The organism is Paenibacillus hebaui (assembly GCF_051934385.1).
Classification (GTDB): Bacteria; Bacillota; Bacilli; order Paenibacillales; family Paenibacillaceae; genus Paenibacillus.
This window is the reverse complement of the sequence record NZ_CP196836.1, coordinates 1743248-1758778: the sequence shown is the minus strand read 5'-3', so window position 1 is coordinate 1758778 and position 15531 is coordinate 1743248. Positions and strand designations below refer to the sequence as shown.

16 protein-coding genes are annotated in these 15531 nt (G+C 43.8%); 5 read left to right on the top strand and 11 right to left on the bottom strand.

Features of this window, described 5'->3' with window-relative positions; all coding sequences use genetic code 11:
* Nucleotides 1–191 precede the first annotated feature (191 nt).
* Nucleotides 192–1055, bottom strand: a complete 864-nt coding sequence (locus ACR32F_RS07885) for a DUF4085 family protein (RefSeq protein WP_440117725.1) — start codon at nucleotides 1053–1055, stop codon at nucleotides 192–194.
* A 48-nt stretch (nucleotides 1056–1103) separates the two neighbouring features.
* Nucleotides 1104–1328: a hypothetical protein gene (locus ACR32F_RS07880; RefSeq protein WP_440117723.1), complete on the bottom strand. Its 225-nt coding sequence runs from the start codon at nucleotides 1326–1328 to the stop codon at nucleotides 1104–1106.
* On the opposite strand from ACR32F_RS07880, the gene ACR32F_RS07875 reads away from it, so the two are divergent.
* Nucleotides 1329–1502, top strand: a complete 174-nt coding sequence (locus ACR32F_RS07875) for a hypothetical protein (RefSeq protein WP_440117721.1) — start codon at nucleotides 1329–1331, stop codon at nucleotides 1500–1502.
* 78 nt (nucleotides 1503–1580) lie between these two features.
* On the opposite strand, the gene ACR32F_RS07870 is transcribed toward ACR32F_RS07875, so the two are convergent.
* A complete protein-coding gene (locus ACR32F_RS07870) occupies nucleotides 1581–1997 on the bottom strand; it encodes an NUDIX hydrolase (protein WP_440119733.1) in 417 nt (138 codons plus the stop codon).
* A gap of 75 nt (nucleotides 1998–2072) precedes the next feature.
* Nucleotides 2073–2384: a winged helix-turn-helix transcriptional regulator gene (locus ACR32F_RS07865; RefSeq protein WP_440119732.1), complete on the bottom strand. Its 312-nt coding sequence runs from the start codon at nucleotides 2382–2384 to the stop codon at nucleotides 2073–2075.
* A 349-nt stretch (nucleotides 2385–2733) separates the two neighbouring features.
* On the opposite strand from ACR32F_RS07865, the gene ACR32F_RS07860 reads away from it, so the two are divergent.
* Nucleotides 2734–3321: an NAD(P)H oxidoreductase gene (locus tag ACR32F_RS07860; RefSeq protein ID WP_440117719.1), complete on the top strand. Its 588-nt coding sequence runs from the start codon at nucleotides 2734–2736 to the stop codon at nucleotides 3319–3321.
* Between the two features lie 180 nt (nucleotides 3322–3501).
* Here the strand turns inward: ACR32F_RS07860 and ACR32F_RS07855 are convergent, their stop codons facing one another.
* The 6 genes from ACR32F_RS07855 to ACR32F_RS07830 form a co-directional block, all read right to left on the bottom strand.
* Nucleotides 3502–4143 (bottom strand): FusB/FusC family EF-G-binding protein, encoded by a 642-nt coding sequence (locus ACR32F_RS07855; RefSeq protein ID WP_440117717.1) that lies wholly within the window; start codon nucleotides 4141–4143, stop codon nucleotides 3502–3504.
* A gap of 443 nt (nucleotides 4144–4586) precedes the next feature.
* The gene (locus ACR32F_RS07850; protein ID WP_440117715.1) at nucleotides 4587–5090 is read right to left on the bottom strand and encodes an N-acetyltransferase family protein; all 504 of its coding nucleotides are present in this window, start codon (nucleotides 5088–5090) and stop codon (nucleotides 4587–4589) included.
* 118 nt (nucleotides 5091–5208) lie between these two features.
* Nucleotides 5209–5751: a GNAT family N-acetyltransferase gene (locus ACR32F_RS07845; RefSeq protein WP_440117713.1), complete on the bottom strand. Its 543-nt coding sequence runs from the start codon at nucleotides 5749–5751 to the stop codon at nucleotides 5209–5211.
* A 207-nt stretch (nucleotides 5752–5958) separates the two neighbouring features.
* Nucleotides 5959–6540 carry a hypothetical protein gene (locus ACR32F_RS07840; protein ID WP_440117711.1) on the bottom strand — a complete coding sequence of 194 codons (582 nt, stop codon included), beginning with the start codon at nucleotides 6538–6540 and terminating at the stop codon, nucleotides 5959–5961.
* 289 nt (nucleotides 6541–6829) lie between these two features.
* Entirely contained in the window at nucleotides 6830–7702 is an 873-nt protein-coding gene (locus ACR32F_RS07835; RefSeq protein ID WP_440117709.1) for a carbohydrate ABC transporter permease, read from the bottom strand.
* Between the two features lie 15 nt (nucleotides 7703–7717).
* Entirely contained in the window at nucleotides 7718–8668 is a 951-nt protein-coding gene (locus tag ACR32F_RS07830) for an ABC transporter permease (RefSeq protein ID WP_440117707.1), read from the bottom strand.
* Nucleotides 8669–8850: 182 nt separating this feature from the next.
* On the opposite strand from ACR32F_RS07830, the gene ACR32F_RS07825 reads away from it, so the two are divergent.
* From ACR32F_RS07825 to ACR32F_RS07815, 3 genes are all read left to right on the top strand, one after another.
* Nucleotides 8851–10635, top strand: coding sequence for a cache domain-containing sensor histidine kinase (locus tag ACR32F_RS07825; protein WP_440117705.1), 1785 nt, complete (start codon nucleotides 8851–8853; stop codon nucleotides 10633–10635).
* Between the two features lie 222 nt (nucleotides 10636–10857).
* Nucleotides 10858–12465, top strand: a complete 1608-nt coding sequence (locus ACR32F_RS07820) for a response regulator transcription factor (RefSeq protein WP_440117703.1) — start codon at nucleotides 10858–10860, stop codon at nucleotides 12463–12465.
* A gap of 107 nt (nucleotides 12466–12572) precedes the next feature.
* Nucleotides 12573–14255, top strand: a complete 1683-nt coding sequence (locus ACR32F_RS07815; RefSeq protein ID WP_440117701.1) for an ABC transporter substrate-binding protein — start codon at nucleotides 12573–12575, stop codon at nucleotides 14253–14255.
* Nucleotides 14256–14487: 232 nt separating this feature from the next.
* On the opposite strand, the gene ACR32F_RS07810 is transcribed toward ACR32F_RS07815, so the two are convergent.
* Nucleotides 14488–15087 carry a hypothetical protein gene (locus ACR32F_RS07810; RefSeq protein ID WP_440117699.1) on the bottom strand — a complete coding sequence of 200 codons (600 nt, stop codon included), beginning with the start codon at nucleotides 15085–15087 and terminating at the stop codon, nucleotides 14488–14490.
* Nucleotides 15088–15531 lie beyond the last annotated feature (444 nt).

The window sequence follows — 15531 nt, the reverse complement described above, 5'->3', positions numbered from 1 at the left end:
TCCCGATCAACTGATGCAGCTTCTCTCCGATTACGATGTTGGGGTGACCGCCATGCCAATCTATTCAGGCGAATTAACAGAGCCCGATGCTTCCTAGCTAAGAACTAATATTACGATGATAAACACAGAAGTCGCTGTATTGCTCATTCTCAAAGGTTCAACCAGATGCATTGCACCTTCCCGACTCTGTCTCACTCTTCCTCTACCAGAATATCAGCACAGCGAACAATCAGTTCAGGCATATTCTCTCCATCAAATAGAACATGAAGCTCATATCCGTTATCGATCCGGTACAGCTCTTGATACAGCCAGTAGCTGCCTACAATCTCTTCATCTTGTTTGATGATTTTGGGCGCAACCAGCGTAAGTTTATTTATATTGGTGAAGCCCCCACGGGTGTCAAAACGAAAGACCACTTCATCCTCCGTCAGCAGTTCCGTTACCGTACAATCATGATATTGAATCCGGCTATGTATTTCATCTGGAATATCTTGTGCCATCATGACTTCCCTGTATTCTTTCGATACACGATCCATCTCTCTCCTATTTTCCGCACTCTGTTTCTTCAGCTGTAGCATAACTTCTCTCGTGCAATAACCCAACGTAAACACACGAATATCTGCAATTTGTTCAACGATTTCTTCAGGCAATTGCTCCGTATGGTATTTAAAATTCCACTCCATCGATTCTTTGTACTCTTCCTTGCATTTCATCTCATCAAAAGGAGGGCGTACGTCATATTCTATAATGAGTTTCTCAATATGCGCTCTTTGTTCGGGTGGCATGTGAAAAACGATCTGATCCTCTTCTGCCACCTGTTCCCCACTGAAAGCTTTGTCTACACGAGTGAGGACTTGACCATCATGCTCTAGCATGAAACGAGGATCTATATTATATAGCTCTCGCTCCTGCTTCACATGCGCCTTTTCCTTTCTTTTATACAACCTTAAAAATAGATTCTCATCTAACTCGTAAGCTCCACTATGTACTCTTAGGCCAAAATGAAGTCCTGTCTGCTGACACAGCTCATACCATTCTTTCGTTAGATATCTCATGTGCATCTCTCCTATCTCGGCTAATCCTTCTAGAGCCCTAAACCTAGTCTATATTAAGGTTTGGAAGAATTTATGTTTTACTTCTTTTTGATGACGTGCTGCCCATTCATATAATTCATCTAAAGCTGCGGTTTCCTGGCCTTTTTCAAAATAGAAACATAAATCTATAGGGACTAACCGCCGCCCATAGAGTTTGATGCCAATCCGTTTGTAATTCATGTAGATACAATCAATTTGAGATGCATCGTATTTCTGATTTTTCGTAGATATCACATGGTCGCTTCCCAGCGTAATGCTCGGTTTGGTGAAAAAGATTCATTTGATGAGAATGATGATATACGTAAAAACAAAGACGAACATAAACAGCAGCATGAACTTGAGTATACCGTTATCGCTAACGGTAAAATTCCTAATATAAAAAAATTCAACGAGCAGCATAAGCATTAAATTCAACTTGGCCCGTGGATATGTAGTCCAATATTTGATGAGTTATCCCTCCTATTTAACCTTCCCATCAATCCACAGTCATTTCGACGGAGCCTTCTTGGCAAAATGCTTTTCAACAAAATCCAAAATGTCATCAATTCCGGGTAATGCCGCGTTTTCTTTGGCTTCGTCAAACGTCATCCATTGGAACTCGGTATGTTCATGATTTAACCGGACAGGCTGGCCCTCATCAACATATCCTACGAATACCGGAGCGGAATAGATATAGTCTTCTATCGGTGAATAAAATTGCTCAAATTGATTAGCAGAATACAAGCTGACTTCAGTAATGCCTGTTTCCTCGTGAATTTCTCTTAATGCAGCTTCCCATGCCTTCTCGCCCTTTTCTATACCACCGCCAACATAACACCACTCATTATGCAACATACGACCAGCCCGTTTGAGCATCAGTACACGGTATTGATGAAGGCTCTTTTTCATTATGACTACAGCCACTCCTTCACAACGAATGGGGACTGACTGTTTAACGTGCTTTCCATCACTCACCTTCTAGCACCCCTCTCTTCAACTTTACTGAGAATCGAAGTCCTCCAGAACCTTGAACTTATCCCCGTGAACCTTCTCCAGATGCTCCTCTCCCCAATAGCACAAATGGTCCAGGGCAGGCTTTAATCCCCAACCGTAGGCCGTCAACTCATATTCCACTTTGGGAGGAACCTCCGAATATACCTTGCGCTGCACAATCTCGTCCTTTTCCAGACCTCTTAGCTGTGTTGTCAGCATCTTCTGCGTAATGTCCGGTATTAACCGCCGGAGCTCCGACGTGCGTTTCCGTCCTGTCATCAAGTGATAAATAATCAAAGGCTTCCACTTCCCGCCCATCACTTCCAAGGCCGCCTCCACACCTACTTTATATTTCTTTGGAGCGCTCGTTTTTCCATGTTCCGTCAACGTTCATCCCTCCTTCATTAACCTCTGGCTGAGGCGAAAACATTACCTTCATGTTTCTTTCCTCTAACTTATTTGTACTGCTTACTTTCTTCTCTTCATCCGTTATTTAAGCCCATCTCGAGGCAGTAAATTAGGGTACTTTGATGTTCCTATGGCACTTCATTCTTCCTATAGAACATCAAAGTGCGTACTTCCAGATGTTTTCATACCTGTTTATAATAGCATCAGCCATTGATTTATGGCTACAAGACCCCAATGTAGAAAGGTAGTGAAAGTTAAGATGAACGTACTAGTTGTAGTATCCCACCCGAGAAAAGATTCCCTGACCTTCCAGGTTGCCGATCGTTTTGTAAAGGGGCTTGCCGAGGCTGGTCACGGTTATGAGATATTGGATTTGCATGGGATTGGGTTTGACCCAATTCTCCGAGACATGGATGAACCGGACTATACCCAAGAAAAACAGGTGTTCTCGCCCGAGGTTGAAACGGAGATGGAGCGATTGAAGAAGCACGATGCTGTGGCTTTTGTATTTCCTCTCTGGTGGTGGCATCTGCCAGCCATGTTGAAAGGCTATGTGGATCGTGTCATGAACAACGGGTTTGCCTACGGCACGAACAAACTTCCTCATCAGCAGATATTGTGGATCGCTCTTTCCGGTGTGACGGAAGAACAGATGCAGAAGCGCAACTATGGGCAATCGATCGCCAATCTGCTCAATGTGGGTATTGCCGATTACTGTGGCGTGTCCCAATCGAGGGTTGAGTTTATATATGAAACGTTGGAATCCAAGCCTGAGCATTATGAGGCACTGCTGAACCATGCGCATCACTTGGGACTGAACTATGCCAACGATATTCCGACTCTATAAAGGTATCACGCCTCGAGGTATGAAGATCTGTTTCAATGTCTGTGGCTTGAAGCCTTCTTTGCGGAAAAGAAAACACGTTAACTATCGAGTTAACCTCTCCCGCTTAGGGTAATTAGAACAACTTCGCTTTAACATGGTAAAAAGGTCGCTCCGAAGAGCGACCTTTTCGTGTACATTGCATTATTTCACTGTCGAGAGAAGAAACTTCTCCAGCATGGTGGTATCGGTGATACTATGGTTGCAAGCCGTGTTATCCATGCATACGTACTGGGCAACGGAAGAAATGTTATCCGGCGTATAACTCTTGGTCTTCACGTTGAAGAATCCGAGCTCCTGATGGCGATGGCAAAACATGCAGTACCCTTTCTTGTTCGTGGCTGTAATTCGCCCCTCAATACCAAGGAACTTGCCTTCGTATGGGTACACGATGAACAAGCGGTTGGTCGCAATGTCGGTCCATCTCAGATAGGTTGTATGCGCGTAATCGATTAATTCCAGATCCGGCACTTTAAGCTTCTTTGCCTTCGGAAACAGCTTTTGAATCTGCTTTGCCGATATTTGCGGAAATGGAATCAGATGTGATTCGACTTGGTTTAGATACGTCTGCAGTTCATGTGCCGTGTCATACGTGGATAACTGCTCCAGCAGTTGCTTTTGTTCCGAAGTCAGTTCTTTGAAGATGCCCACTGCATTTGTGCCGACCGTATAACGGACGGTTTCCAATACTTTACGATCTACGACCGAGCGCAGCGTTTTGAGTAGGAAATCAGCTTGTCTGTGAATAAAATTAAATTGATGATTGTGAATAAATGGTGTTTGCATGGCGTTCAGCCCCTTATTTTTATTAGGAAATAAAGTAAGGTGCAAAGCCTGCGGGATGCAACATTATGATTCTTTCAGGGCGATCGATTTTCTTCTCGTCGCGCCCTACACAAAGTCCGCCCCTATCAGGCTTTGCGCAAGGCCTTTCTAGCGAACGAGCAATCCGGCACAGCCAATATTGCCACGGTATAACCCCCAATGCAATAGATATACCAGAATTATAACAGGATTGGGAGTGTATGGGCAACGGCTTTAGTAGAGTATTCATACTTTGGTTTGAGATTCGTTCAGTACCTCGATAATATTCTTTCAATTTTTTTCCACCTGAATGTAACATTAATTTAATTCACATAGTAAAATCTCTTTTTACATATTAATTATCCACTTCTAAATTAGTGACTAATAAAAATTAATTAAGTCCATAAAAAGAAGATTACAACCTATTAATTAGTAATATCCAAATCATATTTAATTTGCGTTTTGCTCTGCCCTGCTATTGTTTCGGTCTTTTCCTCCACTTCTTTAAACCCATTCTTCTCATAAAATGATCTTCCTATATGATTCTCTTGTGCCACCCAAGCAAAAAGCTTCTTGATTGGGGCTAGAACTTGAATAAATTCATGAACAAAGCCTTTCCCTATTCCCATTTTGTGAAATTCAGGTCGCACATAGATTCTTAGTAATTCATATTGCTCTTCACTCACTTGACAGGTTTGAGCATATCCAACGACTTCACCATTAAATTCAGCAATCAAAAAATTTCGTTTGGCGTTTTGAAGCTCTTTCTCTACAGATCTACTTAGATTGTCAGTCGAATAAGCGCTACTTAGAAAATGTTGAATGTAGTCTTTTGGGTAAATACCTTCATAAGTGTATAACCATGTTTTATGAGCTATGGATTGAATGTGGGGGATATCCTCACTTGACACAAATCTAATGTTAATCATGTGCGTTATCCTTCTTTCGTTAATTATTTTGTTGAAATATCTTTTTAAAATCTATCCACAGACCCATGCTCCAACGAGATGTTAAACGCTGCTGTCAACTTCCTCCAACTAGTGGTATTTAATTGTGCCACTCACTGGATAACATGCTATATGTCACAATATTCTCATAATGGTCGTAAATCCATTGCGCTTCTCTGGAAATACCTTCGTTTATAAAACCAATTTTTTCGGGTATCGCCCTACTTCTATGGTTATTCTCTGCACATTGAATAATGACTCGGTTTAACTTTAATTCAGAAAACAGAACATGAAGTAGTGCTTTAATTGACTTGGTAATAATCCCTTTCCCTTGATCTGACTCAGCTAAAAAATAACCAATACTGGTTGCTTTATTCTTCCAATCGATGTAATGCAATCCGATCATCCCAACCAATTTATGATTAAACCATATCCCCGCGTCAAATCCGTTTCGATCTTCATAATTTTGTGTCCACATCGCTATAATTGAATCTAAGTCGCTTGGTGATTGTCGTTTATCTACCCAGAGCAACCACTCTCGAAGATGTGTTCTGTTCTCATCAACTAACACATACAACTCATCTCGTTCTTTCAGTTGGATTAAATTTATTTCAATTGATTCATTGACTTGAAAAGGAAACATATTGATCCCTCCATTAATCTATGTAAACTCGCAGATACAAGGTTAATATAACCTGCACTTCATCACTTGCCAATTTCCACGTGGAAAAGTCCTCGCATATTCAACTACTTTTATCACCATTTCTTAACCGTATCCCTTACCTTGATTCGCTGATCAATCATCAATATATTTTGTGCTCTATCGAAGGATAGAGCTCCGTATAACGTCTTAATATCGTTCTTTAAATCTACTTATCCACCAATCCTTCTTCAATAAGTATTCAATTCCGATTGGCATAATAATATATTCTTCATTCACTTCAATCGGCTCACTAGAGCCCATATAGATTAATTCAATATTTAAATGAAATGTTTTAATTTTTCTACCCACTTCATCTTCAAATTCTTGAATATAACGTATAAGATCGGGTTTGTCCTCCCAGTACTGCATGGCATTTTGACCACCCGCAGGCATGTTCCACCAACTAATAAATGATGGCCATAGATTAATAAATGCTTCCCTTAATTCTTGTTGTTCAACCAACTCAAAATGGGGCGATCCGAGAACAAATGATGCATGATTATTATTTTTATGAGCTTTTTTCGAAATGCTACGATCCCAGAAAGATTTCCATTGTATTTCTAGTTTTCGATGAAGTTGACCTGATTCTTCTATTTGCCTGGATGGCCATGCATTTTGCTCATTGATCTGCTCTTTAAGAAGGCCATACGCACTCGCTACATAGATCAAAAAATTCAATTCAAAGTCACTTGATATACAAACGGACCATGAGTTGTAATTTTGAATCATTGATATTTCTCCTTTCACGCAAAAGCATGAGATCTACGTTAGGATAAGCTATTGTTTGGAAAATTTTCTAGGGTAACCATAACTTCTGCACTTCGTACACAACTCTATATAAATGAAAAAGGATATCAATATCTCTTTCATTGTTTCTATCGTACCATTTTATTCAAATAAAGGTAGTGCACTACAAATGGGTAACTTCTTTTTCCACACAAAAAGAAGCCACCTCCCTGGCCTTCCCCAGTTCAGTAGCTCCTCTTTCACAGCCCTATTCTAACCGTTAAACTACGAACTACTCCTTCACAGCCCCAACCACAATCCCGGTTACAAAATACCGTTGCAGGAACGGATATACCAGCAGGATCGGCAGCGCACTGATAAAGATCTGCGATGCGCGAATCGTGCGTTGGGAAAGATTGGCGACGAGTTCCGGATCAAGCCTCGACATGTCGGCCTGAACGATAATCGTCTGCATGAATGTCGCGAGAGGCAATTTTTCCGCATCACGGATGTAGATGATTCCGTCAAAATACGCGTTCCAATGACCAACCATCATGAACAGGGAAACTGTTGCAATAACGGGAATGGAGACCGGCAGATAAATTTTAATAAACGTCTGCAAGTGTCCTGCACCATCAATAAAGGCAGCTTCTTCCAGATCTTTCGGAACCGTACGGAAGAAATTCAGCAGAAGAATGATGTTGAACACGGCAACCAATCCTGGCAGGATCAAGGCCAGCAACGTGTTCATCAGGCCGAGCTTCAGAATCAGGATATATCCCGGAATGAGGCCACCGCTGAATAACATCGTGATCACAAAATACCAGAGATAGATGTTCCGTGCACGGAATACGCGCGTCTCCTTGGAGAGTGCATAGGCTGCAATCGTATTGACGATTAATGCAAGTCCTGTACCAAGCACCGTCCGCTGGACGGACACCCACAAGGAAGATAGAAAGTTGGTATTCGCAAACGTCTTCGTGTACGCTTCTAATGTAAAACCAATCGGCCAGAGTGTAACCAGCCCGGCATTGGCAGGTGCAGATGCGCTAAGCGATACCATGAGCAAATGATATAACGGCAGCAGGCAGAGCAGCGAAAGGATGGTCAGAAACACATTGTTGAATATGCTGAATATGCGATAAGGCATTGTTTTATGGTACATCTGTCGTCATCCTTTCTAGAAAATTCTGTACCCTGCGAATCGGTAAGCCAGTCGATAAGAGATCACAATCAGGATCAGGCTGATCACCGACTTGAACAGATTCACAGCGGTAGCGAAGCTGAACTGCCCACTAAGCAGACCCTCTCTATACACAAACGTATCAATAATATCTCCTTGTTGGAAAATCAACGGACTATATAAGTTAAAGATCTGGTCAAAGTTGGCGTTGAGCACATTACCCAGTGCCAGAGTGGCAATTACGATGCCAATCGGAATCAGTGCCGGGATGGTAATAAACATTGTTTGTTTCCATCGTCCCGCCCCATCCACTTCAGCCGCTTCATACAGCGCCGGATTAATACCGGACAATGCCGCGAGGAAAATGATTGTATTAAATCCAAATTCCTTCCAGACATCACTCGCAATAACCGTGAATCGGAACCAGCTGCCATCGCCCAGGAAGAAAATCGGCTTAATGCCGAACACCGAGGTCAGGAACTGATTGACGATGCCCGTCTGGGCCAGAATGTCGATCAGAATGCCTGAGAGTGTAACCCATGACAGAAAGTGAGGCAGGTACACCAGCGTCTGAATCGTTCTTTTGAGCGCCATCTTCCGAACCTCATTAAGCAATAATGCAAATATAAACGGAATAATCAGGTTCATCACAATCTTGGAGCAGGCAAAGAACAGCGTATTCCACGTAATTTGCAGGAAGTAATCATTTTCCCACATGTACCTGAAATGCTTCAGCCCCACCCATTCCGAGTTGAAAAAGCCCAGTGCAGGCTTATAATCCTGAAACGCCATCAGAATACCAGACATCGGTATATACGAAAAAATAAATACCATAATCGCCGCCGGCAGCACCATCAAGTGGAGTATCCATGGTTGTTTGTAAGCCTTTTTCCGTGTTCTCTTTGGCTTGCTTCCAACGTTTGCCTGAGGTACCCGCTTTGCCTCCATATTAGCCTCCATAGCGCGCTCCTGTTCCCAAAAAAAAGTTTTTGTGTGTACTCATGTTCTCTGCTATAAATAGTATCAGGCCTTTCTCAGGTCTGACTATATAACATTGTTAGGCTGGATAGGGTTTTGTTAGGAATCTCGTCTGAAGAGGTTATTTACACACGAATTTAAAGGAGACTTGTATGCATACATGGAAGCGTTTTATGCCAATTAGAGGAGCAGCTCGGTCTCGGTTTAGTCTGTTTGCGAAAATAAATACCCTCATTGTGGTGCTGTTCATCCCCATTATGATCATGTACACCTATTCAAACCGCGTCACTTATAATGTCGTCAGCAAAGAGCTACAGATTTCCAACACAAAGCAGCTTACCTTTTTGGCAAGTCAAATTGATGCCCGCATCGCTCAGATGATGGATTTCAGCCTGATTCTGTCCCGTGATCCAAATGTCAGAGCCTTCAACGGACTGAATATGTGGGATGATCGATATGACCAGATGCAGACTCGGTATGCCATTCAGGAGAAAATGGTGCTGCAAACCGGCGTTACCGACCTGTGGCCCACCCGCTACGCGGTGTATTCCCAGCAGAATGAAGATGTCATCGCCAACTACAACCGATCAACGGACTATGATGAGGCTTATTTGAAAAGAAACATGAGTGGACAATGGACCTATGGGGATCATAGCACCGAAGCGAAGGGCGGGCTGCAATCCTTCTACTGGTTCTTTACGGATTCCCTGGCGCAGCCGGGCATGTTGACGGGCAGCAACCTGGTCATTGAAGCCAGCTTCAGCTACGAGAACATCCAGAGCATGCTGGATACGTACAAGGCGGGTGGACAAGGTGACCCCTTCTTGTATCACAAGGGCAATGCCCCCATTCTAAACAGCAGCGCAGACCAGCAACTCTCCACAGAGCTCGATCGTTATCTGGATGACCACTCCCCGGAGAGTACCACACAGGATGTCGTCGAATTGGGTGGCAAAAAGTATCTCGTCAGCTCCGTGAAATCCGACTATCTGGACTGGCATCTGGTTGACGTGGTGCCGCTTTATCAGATTTTGCAACCGATCTCGCTCAGTCAGAACCTGTTCTATATCTCTATGATCCTGCTGCTGGTGGTAGGCATTTCCGCTTCCATTCTCTTGTACAGAAACGTTCAATATCCGATCCAAAAGCTGATCAAGGGTCTCCGGCGCGTAGAGAATGGCGACTATTCCGTAAGGCTCTATAGTAAAAATCAGAATGAATTCTCATTTCTGTTTCAACGATTCAATGATATGTCCCATCAGATTCAGGACCTGATCGAGAATGTGTTCCATGAGAAAATCCGGGCCAAAGAAGCCACGCTCAAGCAGCTTCAGGCGCAGATCAATCCTCATTTTTTATACAATTGTCTTGGCTATATCATTAACATGGCCCAAATGAAGGACGAAAAAGCCGTCGTCTCGATGGCGCATAATCTGAGTGCCTACTACCGCTATACCACCCGCACCGAACGGGAGACGCCAGCTCTACAGGATGAGATTCAACTGCTCGTTAACTATCTTGATATTCAAAAGCTACGAAACAGTCGGATTGAGTATTATATTGATATCCCTGAGCCGATGCTAAGACAGTCTGTGCCCCGTCTCATGCTGCAACCGATTGTTGAGAACTCCGTCATTCACGGTGTGGCGAAGTCATATTCATCTGGAGAGATTCGAATTAGCGGGGAAATGTCGGACGGGTTCTGTAAAATATATATTGATGACGACGGACCCGGCATGAACCCGGAGCAGTTCGAAGCGTTAAATCTCAAAATGCAGGAATCACTACAGGAGGAAATGGGCTGTGGTCTCTGGAATACGAATCAAAGGGTTATGCACCTGTTTGGCCATCAATCCTGCCTCATCTTTGGTCCCTCCCCACTCGGCGGTTTCCGCACCGAGATCATCTGGGAGATTCCTAAAGAAGATACAACATAAAAAATACAAGTCGAACTATTTAAGTTGAACGAAGCATTTACACGATAACGTAGAGGACAGAAATAAGCTGGAGAAGCAACGCGTTCGCCTTTATCCCCAGATTTTCACCTTTGAAAAAGTGAATCAAAAAAATCTGGGGATAACAGCGATCGGAAGGTTATTCTGTCATCGGAGTGGCAAGTGTAAATATGTCTTAGTTCAGCCACCGAGGAGACAAACAACATGCAGATGATCATCGTAGACGATGAAGCACACTGGGTAGATAACCTGTCCATGACCAAGCCCTGGCATACACTGGGCATCGAGCAGGTACATAAGGCGTACTCCGCCCGAGAAGCCCTGCAACTGATCGATACACACCCGATTGACATCGTCATCTCAGACATTCAGATGCCCGAAATGACCGGCATAGAACTGATCGAACGCATCCGCGTCCGCGACAAAAAAATAAAATGCATCCTTTTATCCGGGTACTCCGAATTCGAATACGCCAAAAAAGCCCTCCAATACGGGGCCGTGGATTACCTGCTGAAACCCCCGATGGACGAGGATTTGCTGGACGCCGTGCAGAAGGCGATTGACCAGATTAAGAGTGAATGGGAACTCATCAGCTCCCTCACCCGCACCCAGTTTACCCTGCGGGAGAATCTGCCGCTATTGCGCGGACGACTGCTGCTGGAGGCGTTGCAGGGGCATCGGTTTGCCACCGGTGAATGGGAACGAAAGCTTGCTAATTACGCACTGCCCTTCCACGCTGGTGACGCTGCGTTCATGCTTGTACGGATGGAAGAAGAATTCGGGCAATATGATAATAACGATCAAACCTTGCTTGAATATGCGGTTATCAACATGGCTGAAGAGATTATGGGTGAGTTTATGGAAGTGTGGGGCGTGAAGGAGGAGCATGGATATCTGGTGTTTCTGCTTCAACTGAAAGAAAACGATACCGACATTGGAAAAGAAACCATACTGGAGAAGCTGTCTGTACAGCTTCAGTCTAAGGTCAAGCAGTTTCTCAAGGGTTCCCTCTCCATTGTCATCACCGAGTGGTTCCCTTTTCCCGATCAGCTATATGATCGTTTTCGTCAGGCCTCCGCATATTTCCGGCAAATTGTCGGAGACGAGCGCGAATTCGTGATGCGGGTCAGTGATGTGGATTCGCCCGCTGCGCAAGGCCCCCTTGATGTACTTTATACTCCGCCCACTTTCATTCATCTGTTGGAAAGCGGACAGTGGGATGCCGCAGAAGAGAAAATACGCGCCGTCTGTGCAGAGCTGGATGAGAAATGGTCGGAATCATGGGAACATTGTATGGAGGCTGGTTTTTTAATTACAGCTTCGTTCACCAATCTTGCACACCGTAACAGGCTTACGCTCGCTAACTTATTGGGCAACGATATTGAGTCGATTCAGAGCGGGGAAGCCTTTTCTACCATCAGCAAACTGCGGAAATGGTCACTCAGTGTACTTGGCAAACTCAAGGAAGGCACATCCAACGAGATCAAGGACATCCGTTCCGAGTATGTGAAGAAAATTCAGGATTTTACGGATAAAAACCTGCATCTGGATGTGTCCTTGCGTGTACTTGCGGATCATGTCAATCTGCATCCAACCCATTTGTCCAAGATATATAAGATCGAAACGGGCGAAGGTATCAGTGACTATATCTCGCGCCTGCGAATGGATCGGGCCTGTCACAAGCTGGTCACGACCACCAAAAAAGTATATGAAATCAGCATGGAGATTGGCTATATGGACCCTGCTTATTTTATCAAAGTGTTCAAGCGCCAGTTTGGCGTTACACCACAAGAGTACCGAGACCAGCATTAATTGCATAAGAGAGTCCTATCGAAACTAACAAACTCATATAGATACCCTCCCCGCCGAATTGGTACAGTTACACTAGTAAAGATCATACACCGTAGGGGGATTGAACAATGATCAAATTCAAAACATGGTGGTCACTGCTCATGGTTATCGCACTTATCACAATCACTGCATGCGGCAGTGGCGAAACAGCCAATGAGAATGGTACCAAAGATAATACGCCGGGAACTGTCGGTTCAGCTGAAGCAGAAGCTGCTTTTGCCAAAGGTAAATACGATCCACCCATCGAATTCAGCTCCGTGCTGATGCCTAAGAAATACGTTCAAGGCGATACCAAAGAAAATAACGTTCACGATCGCTGGATGCTCGAAACGCTGGGCATGAAACATAAAGATACCTGGTATCCAGCCAATGATGATCAATACAGACAGAAGCTTCAACTGGCTGTCGCCTCTGGTGAGAAACTGCCTGATTTCGTCACTGTACCCACCAATGCCGTATTGACCAATCAGTTGATCGACTCCGGTCAATTCATTGCCATTGATGAGTTGTTTGACAAGTATGCGAATAAGACGCTCAAGGATCATGCGGCAGCGCATCCCGAGCTCTGGTATCCGTTCACCAAGGATGGCAAGAAATATAATATGCCAATCATGGAGTACACCGATAACGACGATACCCTGCTGTGGCTTAGAGAAGACTGGATGGAGAAGCTGAATCTGGAGGCTCCTAAGACTATCGCGGATCTGGAGAACATCATGGATAAATTCAAAAATGAGAATCCGGATGGCCTATCTCCAAATGAAGTTTTCCCATTAGCTATCTCGCTGAAAAGTAATACGAATACCTGGATGGGCTCGCTCGACTGGTTATTCGGCGCATACGGAACAGTACAAGAGCAATGGAACAAGGACGCCAATGGCAATCTGGAATATGGCTCCATTAATCCCGGTGCGAAACAAGCCCTTGCCAAGCTGAGTGAATGGATGGAAAAAGGATATATCCATGCCGACTCCGCCCTGTGGGACGAACGTAAAGCAGCCGAAAGCTGGACCAAAGGTGCCGCAGGTATTCTGCCTGGTGCCAACTGGGTTCCAGACTGGCCTGCTCCCGACCTCATCAAGAACTTACCTGACGCCAATTATAAAGCCTATCCCATTCCAGAAGGTCCAGATGGCAAAATCGGAACGAAGTGGCAGAACTCTGGCGTCAACGCGAGTATCATGATCAACAAGGATGCAAAACATCCCGAAGCGATCTTCCTGTACTACAACTATCTGCTCGATAACCTGGCGAACCCCGCTGCGGGCAGTGAATATGAACACGGCTTCGCTAAAGGCTACGATTGGGACATCGTAGATGGACAGCCGACCAGTAACAGAGAGAAGATCAAAGACTTCTCCAACGAATTTCCGTTCCTGACTGGTCCAGCACGTATCCCGGATCTGTATATGAAAACGCTCGTGAAACTGGCTAACGGCGAGAAGCCCGAAACGCCTTACGAGAAACAAATGGCTGAGTTCCGTAAACCCGAAAACTGGGACGCTGCCAAAGTCGTGATGTCGCAGATCGACATTCGTAAACAAAACTACTTCACTGGCGCTGCCACACCAACGATGGTATCCAAATGGAACCTGCTCCGCCAGTCCGAAATGGAAACCTTCAACAAAATCATCTACGGCAAACTGCCAGTTGATGCCTTTGACCAATTTGTCGCCAACTGGAAATCCAATGGCGGTGACCAGATCACGCAAGAAGTGAATGATTGGTTTAAGTCGGTAAGTGCGAAGTAAGAATTGAAGAAGTAACACGGGTCATAATAAAAGAATGAAAAAACAAGCCGAAGCGTGCATTGCCATCGCTTCGGCTTGTTTTCTTATTCAAGTTAACCAGCTTTAATCTAAAATTCGTTTTGGAAAACTTTCCTTTGAGCATTTATAGCTCCTGAATCCTCTTCATTTATATAAATTCATTTAGGACAGTCCCTTAGTAATCGTTTCCCAAACTAAAGAATAATTAAATTCGTTAAAATACAGGAACTTCAACAGAATCCGTACCCATAACTCTCTTTCCATCTTTCTCTTCTGACCCAACCTCAATACCAATTTTTAATGAATTAGAGGGGGACACACCCTTTTTATCCGGACTTAAATCGATCACAATCGTTCCAGTACCTCCGCCATTTGCTGTAAAATTCCGTTCTCTCCCAATTTCAATCATCGTGCGCCATGAAGAGTCATCAGAAGAATTCATCCAGGTGGATACATAATCAGCAGGCTTCAACTTCGATTGATGTTCAGGATAACTGCTGGTGATACTTGAGACACTCCATTGATCAGGGATATAAAATGCAACACCACCCCAGTCAGCGGGGCCAATCTCTACATGTGCTACTATTTTGATATGATCAATATGCTCCTTCTCACCCTCAACGAAAATCGTTCCTTGTGTCATTGTCTTTAAATTCGTTGATTTGGCATCCAGATCAAAGTTTTTAACTTGAATAATATTGCCATTAACCACTGGCTCATTGGCTTCATTCTTGTTGGTATTCAAAAAAAGCAGAATTAACACAATCGCAGTAAACATAAAAAGCAAGATTAAGTATTTAGATCTTTTTTTCATAATAACCATACCTCACTTTTACCTTTGTTTCTTTAAAGCTTAACACATCATTAACGCCTTCCTTTCCTTATCAGTTCCTCCCAAGCCTTTCGCAGAATTAATTCATGATGTACAGGTGTATACATATATAACGTTACAATCTGAATATAAGTAATAATTTGGAATTTAGAATTTAGAATTTGGAAAAGTAGAGCATTAAAACCGGAGCGGAAGCGCTATATAAGTTGAACTAAAGATATATTCACATGTACACTCCGATGACAGAATAACCTTCCAATCGCTGTTATCCCCAGATTTTTTTGATTCCCTTTTCTCAAGGGGAAAATCCGGTGATAAAGGCGAACGCTTCGCTTTTTCAGGTTTTTTCTGTCCTCTCCGTTTCTGTGTAAATGATTAGTTCAACTTATATAGATTCACGCTTCCGCTCCAGTTTTTAAGTTAAGA

Excerpts from the sequence above, each read along its gene's own strand:
- ACR32F_RS07855 (WP_440117717.1), bottom strand. The coding sequence starts at position 4,143 with ATGCAAACACCATTTATTCACAATCATCAATTTAATTTTATTCACAGA.
- ACR32F_RS07850 (WP_440117715.1), bottom strand. The coding sequence starts at position 5,090 with ATGATTAACATTAGATTTGTGTCAAGTGAGGATATCCCCCACATTCAA.
- ACR32F_RS07860 (WP_440117719.1), top strand. The coding sequence starts at position 2,734 with ATGAACGTACTAGTTGTAGTATCCCACCCGAGAAAAGATTCCCTGACC.
- ACR32F_RS07830 (WP_440117707.1), bottom strand. The coding sequence starts at position 8,668 with ATGGAGGCAAAGCGGGTACCTCAGGCAAACGTTGGAAGCAAGCCAAAG.
- ACR32F_RS07820 (WP_440117703.1), top strand. The coding sequence starts at position 10,858 with ATGCAGATGATCATCGTAGACGATGAAGCACACTGGGTAGATAACCTG.
- ACR32F_RS07810 (WP_440117699.1), bottom strand. The coding sequence starts at position 15,087 with ATGAAAAAAAGATCTAAATACTTAATCTTGCTTTTTATGTTTACTGCG.
- ACR32F_RS07835 (WP_440117709.1), bottom strand. The coding sequence starts at position 7,702 with ATGTACCATAAAACAATGCCTTATCGCATATTCAGCATATTCAACAAT.
- ACR32F_RS07825 (WP_440117705.1), top strand. The coding sequence starts at position 8,851 with ATGCATACATGGAAGCGTTTTATGCCAATTAGAGGAGCAGCTCGGTCT.
- ACR32F_RS07875 (WP_440117721.1), top strand. The coding sequence starts at position 1,329 with ATGGTCGCTTCCCAGCGTAATGCTCGGTTTGGTGAAAAAGATTCATTT.
- ACR32F_RS07865 (WP_440119732.1), bottom strand. The coding sequence starts at position 2,384 with ATGGGCGGGAAGTGGAAGCCTTTGATTATTTATCACTTGATGACAGGA.
- ACR32F_RS07885 (WP_440117725.1), bottom strand. The coding sequence starts at position 1,055 with ATGAGATATCTAACGAAAGAATGGTATGAGCTGTGTCAGCAGACAGGA.
- ACR32F_RS07845 (WP_440117713.1), bottom strand. The coding sequence starts at position 5,751 with ATGTTTCCTTTTCAAGTCAATGAATCAATTGAAATAAATTTAATCCAA.
- ACR32F_RS07840 (WP_440117711.1), bottom strand. The coding sequence starts at position 6,540 with ATGATTCAAAATTACAACTCATGGTCCGTTTGTATATCAAGTGACTTT.
- ACR32F_RS07815 (WP_440117701.1), top strand. The coding sequence starts at position 12,573 with ATGATCAAATTCAAAACATGGTGGTCACTGCTCATGGTTATCGCACTT.